The sequence below is a fragment of the Aeromonas sp. 600948 genome (assembly GCF_049174875.1).
GTDB classification, from domain to species: domain Bacteria; phylum Pseudomonadota; class Gammaproteobacteria; order Enterobacterales; family Aeromonadaceae; genus Aeromonas; species Aeromonas veronii_A.
On sequence record NZ_JAAKTY010000002.1, the window covers coordinates 218,031 to 238,552 of the forward strand.

The 20,522-nt window shown below is 59.4% G+C and carries 19 protein-coding genes; 9 read left to right on the forward strand and 10 right to left on the reverse strand.

The annotated features are described in order from the left end of the window. Window positions 1–21: 21 nt before the first annotated feature. Complete coding sequence (alr, locus tag G5182_RS02675; RefSeq protein WP_421254159.1) at window positions 22–1,248, reverse strand: alanine racemase; 1,227 nt, start codon at window positions 1,246–1,248, stop codon at window positions 22–24. A 173-nt stretch (window positions 1,249–1,421) separates the two neighbouring features. On the opposite strand from alr, the gene G5182_RS02680 reads away from it, so the two are divergent. Continuing rightward, entirely contained in the window at window positions 1,422–1,871 is a 450-nt protein-coding gene (locus G5182_RS02680; protein WP_421171853.1) for a methyltransferase family protein, read from the forward strand. A gap of 77 nt (window positions 1,872–1,948) precedes the next feature. Here G5182_RS02680 and tapW read toward each other — a convergent pair whose 3' ends face one another. Together tapW and G5182_RS02690 are read right to left on the reverse strand one after the other, a co-directional pair. Further along, window positions 1,949–3,088 carry a type IVa pilus ATPase TapW gene (gene tapW, locus G5182_RS02685; protein WP_421171855.1) on the reverse strand — a complete coding sequence of 380 codons (1,140 nt, stop codon included), beginning with the start codon at window positions 3,086–3,088 and terminating at the stop codon, window positions 1,949–1,951. Between the two features lie 58 nt (window positions 3,089–3,146). Beyond that, window positions 3,147–3,503 (reverse strand): DMT family protein, encoded by a 357-nt coding sequence (locus G5182_RS02690; RefSeq protein ID WP_005337656.1) that lies wholly within the window; start codon window positions 3,501–3,503, stop codon window positions 3,147–3,149. A 112-nt stretch (window positions 3,504–3,615) separates the two neighbouring features. Between G5182_RS02690 and G5182_RS02695 the strand changes: the two genes are divergently transcribed. The 3 genes from G5182_RS02695 (at window position 3,616) to G5182_RS02705 (ending at window position 6,305) form a co-directional block, all read left to right on the forward strand. Beyond that, window positions 3,616–4,347: a substrate-binding periplasmic protein gene (locus tag G5182_RS02695; protein ID WP_421208714.1), complete on the forward strand. Its 732-nt coding sequence runs from the start codon at window positions 3,616–3,618 to the stop codon at window positions 4,345–4,347. A gap of 99 nt (window positions 4,348–4,446) precedes the next feature. Continuing rightward, window positions 4,447–5,454, forward strand: a complete 1,008-nt coding sequence (gene btuC / locus G5182_RS02700; RefSeq protein ID WP_421171858.1) for a vitamin B12 ABC transporter permease BtuC — start codon at window positions 4,447–4,449, stop codon at window positions 5,452–5,454. Window positions 5,455–5,507: 53 nt separating this feature from the next. Then, on the forward strand, window positions 5,508–6,305 hold the full coding sequence (locus G5182_RS02705) for an ATP-binding cassette domain-containing protein (protein ID WP_421171954.1): 798 nt from the start codon (window positions 5,508–5,510) through the stop codon (window positions 6,303–6,305). Between the two features lie 116 nt (window positions 6,306–6,421). On the opposite strand, the gene G5182_RS02710 is transcribed toward G5182_RS02705, so the two are convergent. Continuing rightward, window positions 6,422–6,622 carry a hypothetical protein gene (locus G5182_RS02710; protein WP_421171957.1) on the reverse strand — a complete coding sequence of 67 codons (201 nt, stop codon included), beginning with the start codon at window positions 6,620–6,622 and terminating at the stop codon, window positions 6,422–6,424. A gap of 49 nt (window positions 6,623–6,671) precedes the next feature. Next, window positions 6,672–7,739, reverse strand: a complete 1,068-nt coding sequence (locus G5182_RS02715; protein WP_201978826.1) for a 3-deoxy-7-phosphoheptulonate synthase — start codon at window positions 7,737–7,739, stop codon at window positions 6,672–6,674. Between the two features lie 144 nt (window positions 7,740–7,883). Between G5182_RS02715 and G5182_RS02720 the strand changes: the two genes are divergently transcribed. Beyond that, window positions 7,884–8,264: a diacylglycerol kinase gene (locus G5182_RS02720; protein WP_005337641.1), complete on the forward strand. Its 381-nt coding sequence runs from the start codon at window positions 7,884–7,886 to the stop codon at window positions 8,262–8,264. Between the two features lie 81 nt (window positions 8,265–8,345). Here G5182_RS02720 and serA read toward each other — a convergent pair whose 3' ends face one another. The 4 genes from serA to G5182_RS02740 all read right to left on the reverse strand — a co-directional run bounded on the left by serA (window position 8,346) and on the right by G5182_RS02740 (window position 12,860). After that, entirely contained in the window at window positions 8,346–9,578 is a 1,233-nt protein-coding gene (serA, locus tag G5182_RS02725) for a phosphoglycerate dehydrogenase (protein ID WP_033137987.1), read from the reverse strand. A gap of 324 nt (window positions 9,579–9,902) precedes the next feature. Then, window positions 9,903–10,556, reverse strand: coding sequence for a ribose-5-phosphate isomerase RpiA (gene rpiA, locus G5182_RS02730; RefSeq protein ID WP_421254160.1), 654 nt, complete (start codon window positions 10,554–10,556; stop codon window positions 9,903–9,905). Between the two features lie 161 nt (window positions 10,557–10,717). Then, complete coding sequence (locus G5182_RS02735) at window positions 10,718–11,314, reverse strand: 5-formyltetrahydrofolate cyclo-ligase (protein ID WP_005337635.1); 597 nt, start codon at window positions 11,312–11,314, stop codon at window positions 10,718–10,720. A 211-nt stretch (window positions 11,315–11,525) separates the two neighbouring features. Further along, a complete protein-coding gene (locus G5182_RS02740; RefSeq protein ID WP_106844006.1) occupies window positions 11,526–12,860 on the reverse strand; it encodes a Na+/H+ antiporter NhaC family protein in 1,335 nt (444 codons plus the stop codon). Between the two features lie 333 nt (window positions 12,861–13,193). Between G5182_RS02740 and dapB the strand changes: the two genes are divergently transcribed. Further along, the gene (gene dapB, locus G5182_RS02745; protein ID WP_216948885.1) at window positions 13,194–14,006 is read left to right on the forward strand and encodes a 4-hydroxy-tetrahydrodipicolinate reductase; all 813 of its coding nucleotides are present in this window, start codon (window positions 13,194–13,196) and stop codon (window positions 14,004–14,006) included. Between the two features lie 261 nt (window positions 14,007–14,267). Here the strand turns inward: dapB and G5182_RS02750 are convergent, their stop codons facing one another. After that, window positions 14,268–14,573, reverse strand: coding sequence for a hypothetical protein (locus G5182_RS02750; RefSeq protein WP_421254161.1), 306 nt, complete (start codon window positions 14,571–14,573; stop codon window positions 14,268–14,270). Between the two features lie 103 nt (window positions 14,574–14,676). Here G5182_RS02750 and carA point away from each other — a divergent pair, with 103 nt between their 5' ends. The 3 genes from carA to G5182_RS02765 all read left to right on the forward strand — a co-directional run bounded on the left by carA (window position 14,677) and on the right by G5182_RS02765 (window position 20,511). Then, window positions 14,677–15,813 carry a glutamine-hydrolyzing carbamoyl-phosphate synthase small subunit gene (carA, locus tag G5182_RS02755; RefSeq protein ID WP_421254162.1) on the forward strand — a complete coding sequence of 379 codons (1,137 nt, stop codon included), beginning with the start codon at window positions 14,677–14,679 and terminating at the stop codon, window positions 15,811–15,813. A gap of 20 nt (window positions 15,814–15,833) precedes the next feature. Continuing rightward, window positions 15,834–19,058 (forward strand): carbamoyl-phosphate synthase large subunit, encoded by a 3,225-nt coding sequence (gene carB, locus G5182_RS02760; RefSeq protein WP_421254163.1) that lies wholly within the window; start codon window positions 15,834–15,836, stop codon window positions 19,056–19,058. 301 nt (window positions 19,059–19,359) lie between these two features. Then, entirely contained in the window at window positions 19,360–20,511 is a 1,152-nt protein-coding gene (locus G5182_RS02765) for a DUF1615 domain-containing protein (protein ID WP_421223669.1), read from the forward strand. The last annotated feature ends 11 nt before the right edge of the window (window positions 20,512–20,522 follow it).

A 20,522-nucleotide genomic window follows, 5' to 3' on the forward strand; every position in this document is an offset into this window, starting at 1 on the left:
GCCCTTTTTCATATCGCGTGATCAGCGTTTGATCTTCTTGGGGTTGGTGTAGCCCCAGATGGTGTACATGTCCGCCAGCAGGGCGCCGTTGTACTCCTCCAGATCCGCCTGTTTCACTTCGGCTTCACCCTGACGGCCAAACAGCACCACCTCGTCACCGGGTTTCACCCCTTTCAGATCCGTCACATCCACCATGATGGTGTTCATGGAAGTCTTGCCGACCACCGGCACCTTCTGACCCTGGATCAGCACATAGGCTTTGTTGCTGAGGGCGCGGCGATAGCCATCGGAGTAGCCCAGCGGCAGGTTGGCGAGCCAGGAGTCACGCTTGAGAGTAACGGTGCGGTCATAACCGACGGTGTTACCCGCTGCATAGTGGTTGACCGAGGCGACCTGGGTCTTGAATGCCATCACCCGCTTGTATTCGGTGTGGGAGGGGATGGAGTCACCGTAGAGCAGGCCGCCCGGGCGCACCATGTCGAAGTAGGCGTCCGGCACAGCCAGGGTGGCGAAGGAGTTGGCGGCGTGGATGGTGATCTTGCTGCGATCCAGCTTGCCCGCTTCCAGCAGCCACTGGGAGTCCAGTTTGAACTGGGCCAGTCCCATCTTGACGTCCTCTTTCTCCTCAACCGGGAAGTGGGTCATGATGCCGACCGGGGTGATCCCCTTTAGCTTGAGCATGGCCAGCGCATCCTGCTTGGCATCGGCCAGGCGCAGGTCGATGCCGTTGCGGCTCATGCCGGCTGAGTTGAGCGCGATATGCACCGGAATGGTGGTGTGGTGGCGCTGGGCGATATCGGCGATACCCTGGGCACTCACCAGACTGCCGATCAGCTCCTCCATCTTGTAGGGCAGGGCCTGCTCTACTTCATCCGGGGTGGCAGCACGCACCCGCATCAGACGGCCGGTAAAGCCCTTCTCGCGGGCGACGCGCGCCTCTTCGTTGCTGGCGATGCCGATGCAGGGGATATTGGCCTTGACCACGGAGGGGACCAGCAGGTCGATGCCATGACCGTAAGCGTCGGCCTTCATGATGGCGCAGATCTGCGGGCCCTTGTCACCGAGACGATCCTTGAGGGTCTGGATATTGTGCTCAAAGGCGCCCAGATCCACTTCCAACCAGGCGTTGCTGGCGGTTTGCTCCTGGCCGTTGCGATGATCTGTCGCAAGGGGCAGATAGGGCGCCGCAACGGCTTGGCCCGCGAGCAGGCCGAAGATCAGGGTAGCCAGCAGAGTTTTCTTGTGCATGGTGATTCCTTTTTGTTGTTCGCGTTGGATAGTTTGGACGGGGTCGGCCACATTGGTGGTGGTTTAACCACAACTTATTGTTATTATTATGATCTTTGTCACTCTCAATAGGCGCTGACTGGTTGGGAGTCTACCGCAACACGGGTTCGGCCGACACTCGTCAGGGGAATAAAATGGTCAATCTTGAGTTACGTTTGCCACCACCGCTGATCTTCCTGCTCTGTGCAGGGGCCATGGGGTGGCTAAGAGGGGAGAGCCAGCCCGGTATCTGGGCAATGACACTGATGGCTGTGCTGGTCGTGGCGGGGGCCATCATGGGCTTTGGGGCCCTGCAACGGTTTCGTCACCACCAGACCACGGTCAGCCCCACCAAACCGCAGCACACCAGCCGTCTGGTGACCTGTGGCGTCTATCGTGTCAGCCGCAATCCCATGTATCTGGGCTTGCTCTGCTGGCTGGCCGCCTGGGGCTGTTATCTCGGCGGGATGTGGGTCTGGGTTGGGCCAATCGTGCTGGTGGCCTGGTTAACTCGCTTTCAGATCATGCCGGAGGAGCGGCTGCTAAGCGCCCGCTTTGGTGACGAGTATGTGGCGTATTGCCAGCGCGTTCGCCGTTGGTGTTAAGTGGTCTGGAAGACACTTTGCGAAAGTGTGAGAGGGAGATAATGCCCCCGTGCCTGTTGAGGCACGGGAGGGAGCGATCAGAAGAGATCGTCCTTTTCATCCTTTGTTGGCTCCAGACTCCAGCCGGTGGCATCACTGCTGCTGGCTATCTGTCCCTTCTCCTTCCACAGCTTGATCTTGAGGCGCAGGTTGTTGGCCGAATCGGCGTTTTTCACGGCCTCCTCCTCGTCGATTACGCCTTCTACTACCAGATCAAACAGGGCACTGTCGAAGGTGACCATGCCGAGGGCCTTTGACTTTTCCATCACCTCTTTGAGGCCGCCAAATTCGCCGCGCTTGATCATGTCGCGGATGGTGTGGGTGCCGAGCATGATCTCCACTGCGGCCCGGCGGCCGCCATCGGTGGTTTTCACCAGCCGCTGAGAGACAAAGGCCTTGAGGTTGTTGCCCAGATCGTTGAGCAGCTGTGGGCGGCGCTCTTCCGGGAAGAAGTTGATGATGCGATCCAGCGCCTGGTTGGCATTGTTGGCGTGCAGGGTGGAGATGGCAAGGTGGCCGGTTTCGGAGAAGGCCAGCGCATGCTCCATGGTCTCGCGATCGCGGATCTCGCCGATAAGAATGACATCCGGCGCCTGACGCAGGGTGTTTTTCAGGGCGGCATGGAAGCTACGGGTATCTACCCCCACCTCCCGCTGGTTGATGATGCTCTTGCGGTGGCGATGAACGAACTCCACCGGATCTTCGATGGTGATGATGTGGCCACCGCTGTTGCGGTTGCGATGGTCGATAAGCGCTGCCAGCGAAGTGGATTTACCCGAGCCGGTACCGCCGACAAACAGCACCAGGCCGCGTTTTTCCATGATGGTGTCGAGCAGCACAGGCGGGAGTTTGAGATCTTCAAAGCGGGGGATGTCGGTCTTGATGTTGCGGGCCACCAGGGAAACTTCGTTGCGCTGCTTGAAGATGTTGACCCGAAAGCGGCCGATCTGGGGCAGGGAGATGGCGAGGTTCATCTCCAGATCCTTCTCGAACTGCTGCTTCTGCTCACCATCCATGATCTCGGCGGCGATCCGCGCCACTTCCCCCGGTTCCAGCGGCGTTTCGTTGAGGGGGCGCAGGCCGCCATTAAACTTGGCGCAGGGGGGGGCGCCGGTCGACAGATAGAGGTCTGAGCCATCCTGTTTGGCCAGGATCTGTAGCATGTCTCGCAATTCCATTTTTTTGCCTCGTCGATCAATGAGATGCCATGAGCGGGATGATATTGAGTGTACAGCGTCAGGCGCCGGTCAGTTTCTCGCGAAAGACAAAAAAGACCGCCCCGAGAATGCAGAGCCCTGCCCAGAGGTAGTCCCATTTCAGATCTTCCTTGAGATAGAAGATAGAGAAGGGGACGAATACGGTGAGGGTGATCACTTCTTGCAGGATTTTCAGTTGGCCCACGCTCATCACCGTATGGCCGATGCGGTTGGCGGGCACTTGTAGCAGGTATTCGAACAGAGCGATACCCCAGCTCACCAGGGCGGCAATGATCCAGGGTTTATGGTTCATGCTCTTGAGGTGAGCGTACCAGGCGAAGGTCATAAAGACGTTGCTGCAGAGCAGCAGACCGATACTGGTGAAAATCGGGTTCATAGGGTTCTCCTTGAAAATCCGGCGCATTTTATCCCTGAACCACGGGTTTTCATACGTGGTGCGGGAGGGTATTTTTAACCAACAGGATAAGCCGTGCGAGGTATGCGACGGGATGGGCAAGTTATGCGGGATTGTGTTGTTACTGTTATTTGCCATGCCGGTGTGTGCGACCCCGACGCTGACGGTGGCCACCGATCTGTGGCCGCCATTTCGCATCCTGCAAGCGGATGGCCGGTTGCAGGGGCTCGACATGGACATCCTGCGCCGGTTGCAACAGGCGAGCGGCATTGAGTTGCAGGTACGGCGGATGCCGTGGGGCAGGGCGCTCAAGCAGATGCAAACCGGTCAGGTCGATCTGATGATTGGCCTCGCCTATACCGCCGAGCGGGCGCAGTTTATCGACTATCTGCAGCCTGCCTACTACAAGTGCTGGCCCGCGTTTTATGGTCAGCCGATCAATGTGGCCCGGATCCACCAATACCGCGATCTGCAGGGGGTGAAGGTGGGCTATGTGCTCAACTCCGCCTACTTTGAGCCCTTCAACAGTGACAGTCGCCTCGACAAGCACGGAGTACCCACCGAAGATCAGCTGCTGCGCATGGTGCAGCGCGGTCACCTGCCGCTGATGATTGGCACCGACTGTCAGGTGGACTATGCCCTGAGTCAGGGAAATGCCAGCCGGATAGGCAAGGCGGACTACCGCCCCGCCACGCCGGTGACCCTCTATCTGGGGATGAGCAAGCACTCACCTCATCAGTCGTTGCGCCAGCCCTTGCTGGTAGCGCTGCAAAATCTGGTGGCCAGCGGCGAGATAAGCGTGATGGCAAAGCGTTACCAGCCTTGACCTTGGGTGGCAAGCCACTGTTATCATGCCCTTTTCCTGCTTCCCCCAGGCGCTGCGACAGGGCTGGGGATGTAGCCTTGTTATTGTTGGGGATCCTCCTTGTACCTCTCCCTTATCGCCCGCCAGCAGCGCTGGCAGCGGCGCTGGCTCTGTGGCCTGACGCTGCTGACCCTGCTGCTGTTTCTCTTATCCCTCGTCTGGGGCGAGTTTGTGCTGCTGCCCTGGCAGCCCCTTGGCGATCTCGAACAGCGCATCCTGCTGGAGCTGCGTCTGCCGCGCGCCTTGCTGGCCCTCTTGGCTGGTGCAGCGCTTGCCTGTGGCGGTGCCGTGCTGCAGGTGATGCTGCACAACCCGGTGGCGGAGCCCGGGCTGCTTGGTGTCTCGAGCGGGGCAGGACTGGCTGCCATGGTAGCGATGGCGGTAGCCAAATCCTTCGGTGTCTATCTGCCCGGCTGGGGGCTGTCACTGGCGGCCTTCGGTGGCGCCCTGCTGGTGACCATGCTGCTCATTCGGCTGGCTCGCCGGGCGCGTCTCGGCCATGCCCGCTTGCTACTGTTTGGGGTGGCTATCGGTATTCTCACCAATGCCGCCATGACCTGGCTGATGTACTTTGCCGACGACGGCTCCTTGCGTGAATTCATGTTCTGGATGATGGGCAGCCTCTCTTACGGCAGCCAGCAGTTTGCCTGGTGGTGGCTGGTGCTGCCGCTCACCCTGGGCTGGCTCTGCTGGCAGGGCAAGGCGCTGCAACAGTTGCTGCTGGGGGAGACCCAGGCCCGCCTGATGGGGATGGATGTCGACAGGATGCGAGTACGGCTGGTGCTGGCGGTCTGTCTGCTGACCGGGGTGGCGGTGTCGTTGTGTGGTGTCATCGGTTTTGTCGGGTTGGTGGTGCCCCATCTGCTGCGGCTCTGCGGTGGCAGCGATCAGCGTTTCCTGCTGCCTGCGTCGGCGCTCGGTGGCGGGGCCCTGCTGCTGGCAGCCGATCTGGTTGCTCGATCCACCCTGAGCGCGGGGGAGTTGCCTATCGGGGTCATCACCGCCTCGGTGGGGGCGCCGCTCTTTATCTATCTGCTATTGAGGCAAACTGCTGATGGTTCTGCATGATTTGGTCGGGGCGCGCAGTCACCTTATTTACCCGTTGTTGAGGCAAGATGCCGATGTCGCCCGCTGATCACATGCCGGTTTCTTCTCGTGCTGCTGCGCCGCTGCTGGAGGCGCGCGCACTTGCCATTGCCGGACGGCTCTCTCCCCTGGATATCCGCTGGCATGGCGGCCAGCTGGTGGCGCTGCTTGGCCCCAATGGCAGTGGCAAGTCGACCCTGCTCGGGGCGCTGGCGGGGATTTTACCCGCCGATGGCACAGTGCTGCTGGGGGGGGGAGTGCTTACTGACATGAGTTGGCCCGAGCTTGCCAAACGGCGCGCCATGCTGCCCCAGCGTCAGCCCCAGCTGTTTCATATTCCGGTGTTTCAGGTGTTGAGCCTGGGGCTCGATGAGATGGTTGCACCTGCCAGACAGAACGAGGCGATAAATGCATTGTGCGAGGCATTGGAGCTGGAAGCTTTGCTGGCTCGTGACTTCAGCCGGTTGTCGGGGGGCGAGCAGCAGCGGGTGCTGATTGCCCGCACCCTGCTGCAGGTGTGGCCGAGCCTCAATCCGACCGGCAAGGTGCTGCTGCTGGACGAGCCGCTGGCGGGGCTCGACCTGCATCACCAGCTGGCGCTATTGCGGTTGCTGAAAACCCTGGCCGGGCAAGGCTTGCTGGTGGTGCTCGCCATCCACGATATCAATCTGGCCATCGACTGGGCCGACCGCATTCTCTGCCTGCAAGGGGGCGCGGTGGTGCGCGAAGGGGGTGTCGAGCTGGTGGATGAGGCGCTGCTGGCACAGGTATTCCAGATCCGCACCGACCGCATCGAAGCTGCGGGGCGAGTGTGGTTTATGCCCAGTTTATAAGTAGGGTGTATAGGAAAGAGCGCGCATGTAGGGTCGATTAGCGAAGCGTAATCGGCCGATAGCAAGAAGAAGGGGCCAGTATCAAAAATACCGGCCCCTTTGGTTTTATTCGCAGTTCAAGCCTGTTTGCTCAGGCGCACCTGCGCCGCCTCTGCCAGCATCGCCAGCAGGGTTTCGGAGTCGATCCACGACAGGCAGGCATCTGCGATGCTCTGGCCGAAGGGTGATGTCGCAGTCGTTACCGCAGGTTTGCTTTGTTCAATCGCACCAGCGCGGCTTCGGCCAGCATCGCCAGCAGGGTTTCGGTGTCGCTCCACGACAGGCAGGCATCTGTGATGTTCTGGCCGAAGGGTGATGACGCAGCCGTTACCGCAGGTTTGCTTTGTTCAACCGCACCTGCGCCGCCTCTGCCAGCATCGCCAGCAGGGTTTCGGTGTCGCTCCATGACAGGCAGGCATCTGTGATGCTCTGGCCGAAGGTGGCGGCGCAGCCGTTCTCCACATCCTGACGCCCTTCCACCAGGAAGCTTTCGGCCATGATGCCGGCGATGCCGGTACGGCCGCGGCGCAGCTGATCGCAGATATCTTGCGCCACCAGCAGCTGACGGCGGTGATCCTTCATGCTGTTGCCGTGGCTGAAATCGACCACCAGACGCTCCGGCAGGCCCACATCGGCCAGCGCTTCACAGGCTTCATCGACACTGGCGGTGTCGTAGTTTGGCCGGTGGCCACCACGCAGGATCACATGACCAAAGGGGTTACCAGCGGTGCGGTAGATGGTCATCTTGCCGTCCTTGTCCGGCGAATAGAAGATGTGGCTGTGACGGGCGGCGCGCACCGCATCGATGGCGATGCGGGTATTGCCGTCGGTGCCGTTCTTGAAGCCGACCGGGCAGGAGAGAGCCGAAGCCATCTCGCGGTGTACCTGGGATTCGGTGGTGCGTGCGCCGATGGCGCCCCAGGTGATGAGGTCGGCAATATACTGGCCGGTCACCATATCGAGGAATTCGGTGGCGGTTGGCATGCCGATCTCGTTGATGTCGACCAGCAGTTTGCGCGCCAGTTTCAGCCCTTCGTTGACGTCGAAACTGCCATCGAGGCGCGGATCATTGATCAGCCCTTTCCAGCCGACGATGGTGCGCGGCTTCTCGAAATAGGTGCGCATCACGATGCAGAGGCTCTCTTTATACTGCTCGCGCAGGGCGTTGAGGCGCTGGGCATACTCGCGAGCAGCAGCGGGATCATGGATAGAGCAGGGGCCGACAATGACCAGCAGGCGCTGATCGTCTCCGGCCAGAATGGCTTCCACTTCGCGACGGGCATCCAGCAGATTCTGGGCAATGGTATCGGTGATCGGAAACGCGTGGGCAAGCTCGCTCGGAGTAATCAGTGACTCCAGGCGACGGGTGCGCAATTCATCTGTGTGAATGGACATACAACTCAAGTCTCGAGTGGGTGGTGTCAGCCGCAAGGGGCGAAAAAGCAAAGAGATAAAATAAAGCAAAAGTCCACCGATTGAAACCTTGGGGGGCTCTGATAGGATGTGAGGCCAAAATCGATTCCAAATGAGGTAGATAGCGTGGCAAAGCCAGGGGCAACCGGGGTCACCCGCATCATCAATGCAACCGGTTACAGCATGAAGGGGCTCAAGTCAGCCTGGATTAACGAGGCGGCGTTTCGGCAGGAGCTGATGCTGATCCTGTTGCTGATGCCGCTGGCCTTCTGGCTGGGGGATTCCCTCAACCAGATCCTGCTGCTTATCGTCATCAGCTGGCTGGTGGTGATCGTCGAGATCCTCAACTCAGCCATTGAAGCTGTGGTAGACAGGGTTGGCTCCGAGCATCATGAGCTCTCCGGTCGCGCCAAGGATTTGGGCTCTGCCGCCGTCTTTATCGCGTTGGCCCTCAATGCCCTGGTATGGGGCGCGCTGGTGGGCCGCAACCTGTTGGGGTGGTGGTAAGCCATCACGCTGCTTTGAGGTTCTGCTTCATACAAAAGCCCGTCATCACGACGGGCTTTTTGCTGCGCAGATAAGGGTCTATCAGTGGAGGATGCGGGCGCGGATGGTGCCGTTGATCTCCTTGAGCTTGGCGAGCGCCTTCTCGCTGTGCTCGGTCTCCACGTCGATCACCACGTAACCGATATGGCTGCTGGTCTGCAGGTACTGACCGGCGATGTTGATCCCCTCTTCGGCGAAGATCTGGTTGATCTGGTTCATCACCCCCGGCTGGTTGCGGTGAATGTGCAGCAGGCGGCTGGAGCCCTTGTGCCCTGGCAGCGACACTTCCGGGAAGTTGACGGCAGAGAGGGTGGAGCCGTTGTCGGAGTATTTGACCAGCTTGTTGGCCACTTCCAGCCCGATGTTCTCCTGCGCTTCATGGGTGGTGCCACCAATGTGCGGGGTCAGGATCACGTTCTCCAGCCCCCGCAGCGGGCTTTGGAACTCCTCGTCATTGGACTTGGGCTCGACCGGGAAGACGTCGATGGCGGCGCCGGCAATATGGCCGCTCTTGATGACGTCAGCCAGCGCATCGATATCCACCACGGTACCGCGGGCGGCGTTGATGAAGATGGCGCCCGGTTTCATCATCCGCAGCTGCTCGGCACCGATCATGTTCTTGGTGGAGGCGGTCTCCGGCACGTGCAGGCTGATGACGTCAGACATATTGAGCAGCTCGACCATGCTCGGCACCTGAATGGCGTTGCCCAGCGAGAGCTTGTTCTCGATATCGTAGTAATAAACCTTCATGCCGATGCTTTCGGCGATGATGCCAAGCTGGGTACCGATGTGGCCGTAGCCGATGATGCCGAGCTTCTTGCCGCGGGCTTCCACCGAGCGGTTGGCCAGTTTTTCCCACACCCCGCGATGGCACTTGGCGTTCTTCTCGGGGATGCCGCGCAGCAGCAGCAGGATCTCGCCCAGAACCAGCTCGGCGACCGAACGGGTGTTGGAGAAGGGGGCGTTGAAGACCGGAATACCGCGGATCTGGGCCGCTTCCAGCTCGACCTGGTTGGTACCGATACAGAAGCAGCCGATGGCAACCAGCTTGCTGGCGGCGTCGAGCACCTTCTCGGTGATCTGGGTACGCGAGCGCAGCCCGATGAAATGGACGTCACGGATCTGCTCGATCAGCTCCTCTTCGGAGAGCGAGGTCTTGAGATACTCCACACTGGTGTAACCTGCGGCACGAAAGGTCTCTACGGTGTTGGGGTGAACCCCCTCCAGCAGCAGTACCTTGATTTTATCCTTGTCCAATGAAAACTTGGCGGTCATGACGATCCCTCTGTATGTGCAAACGTAAGTGCAGATTTGGTGTGCGAAGAAAACCGTAAAGTAGCAAAAACGTTTGGGAGAGGGAATATTTGTGACGAAAGTCAAATTCTTTGAAGTTATCAACGAATGTTGTAAACATCCGTATGCAACTTGTTGAGGGATAAATAAAAACGGCGCCATCAGGCGCCGTCATTTATTCACAGTGCAATGTTTGGGTCATATCACATCCCAGGGCTCAATCAACGCCGCTGCTGCGTCAGGGGTGGCAGAGTGGCGCTGGCGTGCGAGGGAGGATGCCGCTGCACTGTGCTGCCGGTGTCGGGATTACTGGGTAATCACGCCGTCCGGCGTACCGATCAGGACCACATCGGCGCCGCGGGCTGCGAACAGGCCGTTGGTGACCACACCAACAATGGCGTTCAGTCGTACTTCCAGCGCCTTGGCGTCGGTAATGGCCATGCCTTTCACATCCAGAATGTGGTTGCCGTTGTCGGTGACCACCCCTTCACGCCACACCGGATTGCCACCCAGTTTGCGAATTTCGCGGGCCACGTATTCGCGGGCCATCGGGATCACTTCCACCGGCAGCGGGAACTGGCCCAGCACGTCGACGGTTTTGGTGTTGTCGATGATGCAGATGAACTTGTCAGCGACGGCGGCAACGATCTTCTCGCGGGTCAGAGCTGCGCCACCGCCCTTGATCATGTCGTGGGCTGCGTTGATCTCGTCGGCGCCATCCACATAGACGGAGAGGGCGTCGATCTCGTTGAGATCATATACGGTGATGCCGAAGCCCTTGAGGCGCTCGGTAGAGGCCACGGAGCTGGATACCGCCCCCTTGATCTCGTCCTTCATGGTCGCCAGCGCGTCGATAAAGTGGTTGACGGTAGAGCCGGTGCCCACCCCGACGATGGTGCCGGGAACCACATACTTGAGCGCAGCCCAACCGGCCGCCTTCTTCATTTCATCTTGAGTCATGATCGTTCCTTAAGAAAAAAGCGGGCGCATTATATCCAACCCGGTACCCCGTCGCGACCTTGTTGCTCACGTTCCGGGGCAAAAAGAGGGACTTTGTAAATCGTTTGCCTGTTTATTCTGCGTTTGCGCGCACAAAGCAGGGGCTGCCTGCCAAACACAGCCTATTCAAAGCGCCAGCAGTGGCTCGGGGTGATGATCTGGGGCAGCGGCACATCCCACTCCTCTTGCGGGACCGCATCCACCTGCTGGCAGTCGTGGGCAATGCCGAGCGGCTTGGGCCCCAGCTTGTGCTCATGCCAGATGGCGAGAGTGCGATCGTAGTAGCCGCCCCCCATGCCAAGACGATTGCCCTGGGCATCGAAGGCGACCAGCGGGGTGCAGATAAGATCGAGGGTGCTGTGGGGCACCACCTGCAGGATATCCAGCTCCGGCTCTTCGATGCCGTAGCGGTTGCGCACCATGGGACTGGTAGCGGTATAGCGCAAAAAGAGCAGGTGACCCGGGGTAAAGGGGTGGAGCACAGGCAGGTAGACCTCTTTGTGCTGGGCCCACAGCCAATGGATGGTGGGCAAGGGGTTGATCTCCCCATCATTGGCCAGATAGAGGGCAATGCGTTTGGCGGCGAGGATCTCGGGGTGTTGCTTGAACTGGGCCAGCAGTTGTTGGGCCGCCGCCTGCTGCTCGGCCGGACTCAGATTTTTGCGGCGTTGACGAACCAGTTGGCGCAGGGATTGACGTTCGGGTTGGGACTCATGCATGGGGAACCTCTGGTATAGCTGCGCATCGATGGCTTGAACGCGCTCTACCTTAGCACATTCACTCTTGACGTTAAGGGGGCAGGGGAACTCCCGCCCCGGACGGCGGATGCCCGGGACGGTAGGATAAATGCTGGCGGGTCCGATAGTGAGTCAACAAGGGCCAGGGGGTGGCCCCTGTTGATGGCATGTCGGCACGCCAGCCTCTGGTCTGTTACTTGTCAGCCTTGCCGCGCATCTGGTGCTTCACAAACACTGCAATGAGTGCCGCTACCGCGAGAGCCATCGGGTAGAAGCTCATGCTCACCACGGCTAGCGGCGACAGGGCGAAGATGGATCCCAGCAGCAGCGCCTGTGCGCCCCAGGGGATCAGACCCTGTACCACGCAGGAGAAGATATCGAGCATGGAGGCGGCGCGTCGCGGGGTGACACCGTGGTGTTCGGCCAGATCCCGGGCTACCTTGCTGGCGACGATAATAGCCACCGTGTTGTTGGCGGTGCAGAGGTTGGTGAGGCTCACCACCCCGGCGATGCCGAGCTCGGCGGCTTTCTCGTTCTGTTCACCATTGTGCTCGCGAGTGAAACGGGCAATCAGGGCGCTGATGCGCTCACTGATCCAGGCCAGACCACCCTGACGCTCCATCAGGGCGCCGAGACCGCCGATCAGCATGGAGAGCAGGAAGATCTCCTGCATGCCGGTAAAGCCCTGATAGATATCCTTGCTGAACTGACCGATGGCGTAGCCGTTGATCATGCCCACCACTCCGGCGGCCAGAATGCCGATCCCCAGCACCACAAACACATTCACTCCGGCGAGCGCCAGCCCCAGGATCAGCAGATAAGGCATCACCTTGAACAGCTCGATGGCGCTGCCGCTGGCAGGGGATTCACCCACTGAGCCCAGGGTCAGATAGAGCAGGATCACCGCGATGGCGGCAGGGGCCGCAATCTTGAAGTTCTCGCGGAACTTGTCCTTCATCTCGCACCCCTGACTGCGGGTTGCTGCTATGGTGGTGTCGGAGATGATGGAGAGGTTATCGCCAAACATGGCGCCGGAGAGAATGGTGCCTGCCATCAGTACCGGATCGATACCGGCCGCCTGCGCCACGCCCAGCGCGACCGGCGCCACGGCACCTATGGTGCCCATGGAGGTGCCCATAGCGGTAGCAATAAAGGCAGAGATGAGGAACAGCCCGGGCAACAGCGCCCAGCCAGGGATGAGCGACAGGCCCAGCGCCACGGTGGCATCAACCCCGCCGGTGGCCTTGGCCACGCTGGCAAAGGCGCCCGCCAGCAGATAGATAAGGCACATCGCCATGATATTGCTGTGGCCGACCCCCTTGAAGAAGGTCTCCAGATTGCTGTTGAAGCTCTCTTTGCCAAGCAGCAGGGCGAGCATCACCGCAGGCAGGGCAGCAACCGGAGCGGGCAGCTGATAGAAGGCGAACTCGACCCCCTGCAGGGTCAGCCAGGTACCGGTACCGATAAAGAGTGCGAGAAAAACCAGAAGTGGCAGCAAGGCCCTGGCACTGGGTTGAGTCTGGATCATGTGTTCCTCTGAAATTGAACAATGACCTCCTGTCATAAACTGCTTTGTACCTGTATCGGATAGGGATAGGGGGAAAACAGGGCGGGCATCCTGCCGCATTGGGGTGCCCACAGTAGTGAGTCAACCCCACAAGGTCAAGATAGACGTCCAGATGGATAGGTGTTTTTATCTTTCGATTTTGTCACTCTGACTAAATCCGTTAAATGTTCGGATTAAATTAAATATTTCGTTTATTTGTCGGTTGTCTCTGCTGGCTCACTGTGGGCTTTTCAAACCCGGCGCGGGCTGGTAAAACGGTCTCCTTCCATAATTAAAAGAGATGAGAGGGTGGAGATGGACAATCCGATCCGTGTGGCCGTGATGGGCTGTAATGGTCGTATGGGCAAGGTGCTGCTGGAGGCCATCACCAACACCGATGGCGTGGTGGTCGGGGCTGCGCTGGAGCGGCCGGGCTCGGCGGTGATCGGCCTCGATGCCGGTGAGCTGGGCGGGCTGGGCCATCTGGGTGTGGCCATCAGTGACAGTCTTGACAAGGTGCGTGACGAGTTTGATCTTATCATCGACTTTACCCGCCCCGAGGTGACCCTTGCCAATCTGGCGTTTGCGCTGGCCCACCACAAGCAGATGGTGATTGGCACCACCGGTTTTGACGATGCAGGCAAGGCTGCTCTGAAAGAGGCTGGCAAGCAGATCGGTATCGTGTTCGCCTCCAACTACTCGGTCGGGGTCAACCTGGTGTTCAAGCTGCTGGAGCAGGCCGCCAAGGTGATGGGGGATTACACCGACATCGAGATCATCGAAGGCCACCATCGCCACAAGGTGGATGCGCCATCCGGTACTGCGCTCTCCATGGGTGAAGTGGTCGCCAAAACCCTGGGTCGCGATCTCAAGGAGTGCGCCGTCTATGGTCGCGAGGGGATCACTGGCGAGCGGGATCGCAACACTATCGGCTTTGCCACCATTCGCGCCGGCGATCTGGTGGGGGAGCATACCGTCATGTTTGCCGATATCGGCGAGCGGGTGGAGATCAGCCACAAGGCCTCCAGCCGCCTGACCTTTGCCAACGGTGCTGTGCGTGCGGGCAAGTGGCTTGGTCAGCAGGGTGCCGGTCTTTATGACATGCAGGATGTGCTCAATCTCAAGTGATGCCTCTGAGCGGCACTTTCGTACTACTGCTACCCCAGTGAAAAACCCCGGCTTGCCGGGGTTTTTGCTGTCAGTTAGCCAGAGTTTGTGTAAAAAGACACGCTGCCTGTAATTTTTAACTGAATGCCTTATAAATCACACTATTGCGTGAACTGCCAGATTTTCCCTTCCTGAATGTCATCACCAGGTAACAGATTTGAGCATCTTTATGGCTGATTAAGCCATTTTTTTACACCAACAGGAAAAGACTAAAAATTCAAACTAAGAAAAACGTTTTCCATTTTTAATATTCACTTTTGTCATCACAAAAGCGTTAGATTTGTCATTAATGTTTTTTGTGTAAAAGTGAATGCTATTGTTTTTATTGGTTTTTTTATTGGTTTTTGTCGCTATCGCTGGCTTAGTGTCATCTTTTGGTGGTGGTTTTTCCTTTTCTTTCATGGGAGGGGGTTGCAAAGCGATTGAGTGCATAGATAATGGGTAATGTTGCTTTTTTATTGAATTTAGATGCATTTCATCTGAGAAAAGACGTTGAAATGCCACTTTTTTTAAGTAGAATGCGCCCAATTTGCCAGAAATCTGCCGGGTTCGAGTCCTGCCCAAGACCGGAACCGAGCCCGCAACACCCAGGTAAATTGCTGAATTTAAAGCTAAATAACTGGAGGTTGTCTTGAATCACACTGCATTGCTAGTGCTGGAAGATGGAACTGTATTCAAAGGCGTGTCGATAGGCGCCGAGGGATGTTCCGTTGGTGAAGTGGTTTTCAATACGTCGATGACGGGCTATCAGGAAATCCTCACCGATCCCTCTTATTCCCGTCAGATAGTCACCCTCACTTACCCCCATATAGGCAACACCGGCACCAACAGCGAAGATGAAGAGTCCAGTCAGATCCATGCTCAGGGATTGATCATCCGGGACCTTCCGATACTTGCCTCCAATTTCCGCAATCAGCAATCCCTCTCCGAATACCTCAAGTCTCACAACATCGTTGGCATCGCCGACATCGACACCCGTAAACTGACCCGCATCCTGCGCGAGAAAGGCGCTCAGGCTGGCTGCATTCTGGCCGGGAAACAGGTCGATGAAGCCTATGCTCTCGAACAGGCCCGCGCCTTCCCCGGTCTGAAGGGGATGGACTTGGCCAAAGAGGTGACGGTTGGTGAAGCGTACAACTGGACCGAAGGGAGCTGGCAGCTTGGCAAGGGGCATGTCACCCCGGATGCCGACGAGCTGAAATACCACGTGGTGGCCTATGACTTTGGCGTCAAGCGCAACATTCTGCGGATGCTGGTTGACCGTGGCTGCCGCCTGACAGTTGTACCGGCCAAGACCCCGGCCGCCGAGGTACTGGCGATGAACCCGGATGGCATCTTCCTCTCCAACGGCCCCGGCGACCCCGAGCCGTGCGACTACGCCATCGAGGCCATCAAGGCTTTCCTTAATACCAACACGCCGGTATTCGGCATCTGTCTGGGTCACCAGTTGCTGGGTCTGGCCTCCGGTGCCAAGACCGTCAAGATGAAGTTTGGCCACCACGGTGCCAACCATCCGGTGAAGAGCCTCGATGACAACACCGTCATGATCACCGCTCAGAACCACGGCTTTGCGGTAGACGAGAACAGCCTGCCGGATTGCCTGCGCGCCACCCACGTCTCCCTGTTCGATGGTTCCCTGCAAGGTATCCATCGCACCGACCGTCCGGCCTTCAGCTTCCAGGGGCACCCCGAAGCGAGTCCGGGCCCGCACGACTGTGCCGGTCTCTTTGACCACTTTATTGAATTGATTAAGCAGTATCGCGCCTAAGAAATAGAGGAAAGAGTTTCATGCCAAAACGTAATGACCTTCAGAGCATCCTGATCCTCGGCGCCGGCCCCATCGTCATCGGCCAAGCCTGCGAATTTGACTACTCCGGCGCCCAGGCGTGCAAAGCCCTGCGCGAGGAGGGCTACCGCGTCATTCTGGTCAACTCCAATCCGGCCACCATCATGACCGACCCGGAGATGGCAGACGCCACCTACATCGAGCCCATCACCTGGGAAGTGGTGCGCGAAATCATCAAGAAAGAGCGCCCGGACGCCATCCTGCCCACCATGGGCGGCCAGACTGCGCTCAACTGCGCACTGGCACTGGAGAAGCATGGCGTGCTGGCCGAGTTCGGTGTCGAGATGATCGGTGCCACCGCCGACGCCATCGACAAGGCCGAAGATCGCTCCCGTTTTGACAAGGCGATGCGCAGCATTGGCCTCGAGTGCCCGCGTGCCGGCATCGCCCACAACATGGAAGAGGCGTGGGGCGTGCAGCAGATGGTCGGCTTCCCCTGCATCATCCGTCCCTCCTTTACCATGGGCGGCTCGGGTGGCGGCATCGCCTACAACACCGAAGAGTTCGTCGAGATCTGCGAGCGCGGTCTGGACTTGTCGCCGACCAAAGAGCTGCTCATCGACGAGTCGCTGATCGGCTGGAAAGAGTACGAGATGGAAGTGGTGCGGGATCGCAACGACAACTGCATCATCGTCTGCGCCATCGAGAACTTCGACCCCATGGGTATCCACACCGGTGACTCCATCACGGTCGCGCCAGCCCAGACGCTGACCGACAAGGAGTACCAGCTGATGCGCAACGCCTCCATGGCGGTGCTGCGCGAAATCGGTGTCGAGACCGGCGGCTCCAACGTCCAGTTCGGTATCAACCCGAAAGATGGCCGCATGGTCATCATCGAGATGAACCCGCGGGTGTCGCGCTCCTCCGCGCTGGCCTCCAAGGCGACCGGTTTCCCCATCGCCAAGATCGCTGCCAAGCTCGCCATCGGTTACACCCTCGACGAGCTGATGAACGATATCACCGGCGGTCGCACTCCGGCCTCCTTCGAGCCGGCCATCGACTACGTGGTCACCAAGGTGCCGCGCTTCAACTTCGAAAAATTCGCCGGTGCCAACGATCGTCTGACGACCCAGATGAAGTCGGTCGGCGAAGTGATGGCCATCGGCCGCAACTTCCAGGAGTCCCTGCACAAGGCGCTGCGCAGCCTCGAAACCGGCAAAACCGGCTTCGATCCCATGGTTGACCTCAATGCCCCGGACTCCCTGACCCGCATCCGTCACGAGCTGCAGGACGCCGGTAGCGACCGTATCTTCTATATCGCCGATGCGTTCCGCGCCGGTCTCTCCATGGACGGTATCTTCAAGCTGACCAAGATTGACCCCTGGTTCCTGGTGCAGATTGAAGACCTGGTGAAGCTGGAAGAAGAGGTGAAAGAGCGCGGCATGGCCGGTCTCGATGCCGACTTCCTGCGTGCCCTCAAGCGCAAAGGCTTTGCCGATGCCCGTCTGGCCAAGATCCTCGGTGTGGCCGAAGGGGAAGTGCGCAAGCTGCGTGCCCGCCACAACATCTTCCCGGTCTACAAGCGGGTCGATACCTGCGCCGCCGAGTTCGCCACCAACACCGCCTACATGTACTCCAGCTATGACGAGGAGTGCGAAGCGGCCCCGAGCAGCCGTGACAAGATCATGATCATCGGTGGCGGCCCGAACCGTATCGGTCAGGGTATCGAGTTCGACTACTGCTGCGTGCACGCAGCGCTGGCCCTGCGCGAAGACGGTTACGAGACCATCATGGTCAACTGCAACCCGGAGACCGTCTCTACCGATTACGACACCTCCGATCGTCTCTACTTCGAGCCGGTGACCCTGGAAGATGTGCTGGAAATCGTGCGCATCGAAAAACCCAAGGGCGTCATCGTTCAGTACGGTGGCCAGACCCCGCTGAAACTGGCCCGTGCACTGGAAGCCAACGGCGTGCCGATCATCGGTACCAGCCCGGATGCCATCGACCGCGCCGAAGACCGCGAGCGCTTCCAGTCTGCCGTCGAGCGCCTCGGCCTCAAGCAGCCGGAAAACGGCACCGTCACCGCGCTGGAGCAGGCCGTGCTGCTGGCCGAGCGTATCACCTACCCGCTGGTGGTTCGCCCCTCCTACGTGCTGGGTGGCCGCGCCATGGAAATCGTCTATGACGAGCAGGATCTGCGTCGCTACTTCGCCGAGGCGGTGAGCGTCTCTAACGAATCGCCGGTGCTGCTGGACCGCTTCCTGGACGATGCGACCGAGCTGGACGTGGATGCCATCTGCGACGGCACCGATGTAGTCATCGGCGGCATCATGGAGCACATCGAGCAGGCCGGTATCCACTCCGGTGACTCCGGTTGCTCCCTGCCTCCCTATACCTTGTCCAAGAAGATTCAGGACGAGATCCGCGAGCAGGTGCGCAAGCTGGCGCTGGAGCTCGGCGTTATCGGCCTGATGAACGTGCAGTTCGCGGTCAAGGGCGATGACATCTACCTCATCGAGGTGAACCCGCGCGCCGCCCGTACCGTGCCGTTCGTCTCCAAGGCGACCGGTGCCCCGCTGGCCAAGATTGCCGCCCGCGTGATGGCCGGTCAGAGCCTGAAAGAACAGGGCTTTACCAAAGAGATCATCCCGCCCTACTACTCGGTGAAAGAGGTGGTGCTGCCGTTCGCCAAGTTCCCGGGAGTTGACCCGCTGCTGGGGCCAGAGATGCGCTCTACCGGTGAGGTAATGGGTGTGGGCAGCAGCTTTGCCGAGGCCTATGCCAAGGCGCAGCTGGGTGCCAACCACGCCGTACCGAAAGAGGGTCGTGCCCTCTTGTCAGTGCGTCACAGCGACAAGGCGCAGGTTGTCGACTTGGCTGCCAAGCTGCTGGAGCTGGGTTACGAGCTGGATGCCACTCACGGCACCGCGGTCGCGCTGGGTGAAGCGAGCATCAACCCGCGTCTGGTCAACAAGGTGCATGAAGGTCGCCCGCACATTCTGGATCGCATCAAGAATGGCGAGTACACCTACATCGTCAACACCGCCGAAGGGCGGGTGGCGATCCAGGACTCCAAGCAGTTGCGTCGCGCCGCCTTGCAGAACAAGGTGGCGTATACCACCACCATGAATGAGGCGTTTGCCACCTGCATGGCCATCAGCGTGGATGCCACCGCTAACGTCAACTCGGTGCAGGAGCTGCACCAGAAGGTGAAAAACCGCTAAGCGTTTGCAGCGGGCATCAGCCCGATTTGCCAGACGACCAACCCCCGCCAGCGATGGTGGGGGTTTCTTTTTATCTGTCGCTAAGCGTTCGGTTCGGAGCGGGTGAGCCATTTAGGAAGGTCATGAGTTCCGTATCGCAGACAACGGATGGCGCGTGGGGTGGTAAAAGCTGGCAAGGGGAGGGGATGCTGCGAGCGCGGGTTTCAACTGCAGCAGGCAATCCTCTACAATGGCCCCACTTTGCTTGTCAGTGCAGTGCCAGCGGCGCTGCCTGTAGGGCCTACAAAAAATGGACATGCTTATGACCGCTTTGCCTTCCTGTCGTCTTCTTGCCTTCTGCTCTGCCTTGTTGCTGGCTGGTTGTGCCAGTGATCCCGCCTCCGCGCCCACCAAAGAGGCGAGCGTGAGCAACCCCAAAACGCCGCCTGCCATGCAGCCGCGCAAACCGGCGGATATGAAGAGCCGCATCGTGCGCTTCTTGCCCCGTCAGGTGCCTGACAAACAGGGGTGGGCCAACGACGTGGTGACGGCGCTCACCACCCAGGGGGTGACGGTCAATGATCACAATGTCTGTAGCGTGCTGGCGGTGGCGGAGCAGGAAGCTACTTATCAGGCCGACCCCGTGGTGCCGGGCCTTGGCAAGATCGCCTGGAAAGAGATCAACTCACGGGCAGCCAAGCTGCTGATCCCCGAATTTATGGTGCGGGCCGCGCTCTCCATCAACTCGCCCACCGGCAAGAGCTACGCCGAGCGGATCGACAAGTTGCGTACCGAGCGGGAGATGAGCGAAATTTTCGAAGACATGATCAGCATGCTGCCGATGGGCAAGACGCTGTTTGGCAACCTCAACCCGGTGCATACCGGCGGTCCGATGCAGGTGAGCATCGCCTTTGCCGAGGCCAACGCCCGTGGCTACCCCTATCCAATCAAGGATTCCATCCGCCACGAAGTCTTTACCCGTCGCGGCGGCATCTGGTTTGGCACCAAACATATCTTCGGTTATCCCGCCGACTACCCGGATACCCTCTACCGCTTTGCCGATTTCAACGCCGGCTGGTACGCCAGCCGCAATGCCGCTTTTCAGGCCGCCGTCAGCCGCTTGAGTGGCAAAACTCTGGCGCTGGACGGGGATCTGATCCGCTATGACTCGGATCTGCCGGGCAATACCGAGCTTGCCGTCTACACCCTCGCCAACCGGGTCAATATGAGCAAACAGGCGATCCACCAGAGCCTGCGCAAAGGGGATACCGCCGAATTTGCCGAGACCGACCTCTACCATCGCATCTTTAGCCTGGCCGACAAGCAAGCGGGCAAGCGACTGCCCCGCGCCATCCTGCCCGGCATTCAGCTAAAGAGCCCGAAAATTACCCGCAACCTCACCACCGCCTGGTTTGCCAAGCGGGTGGATGACAGAGAACAGCGATGCGTGCGGCAGATGGCGACGATTCGCTAAGAAGTATCAAG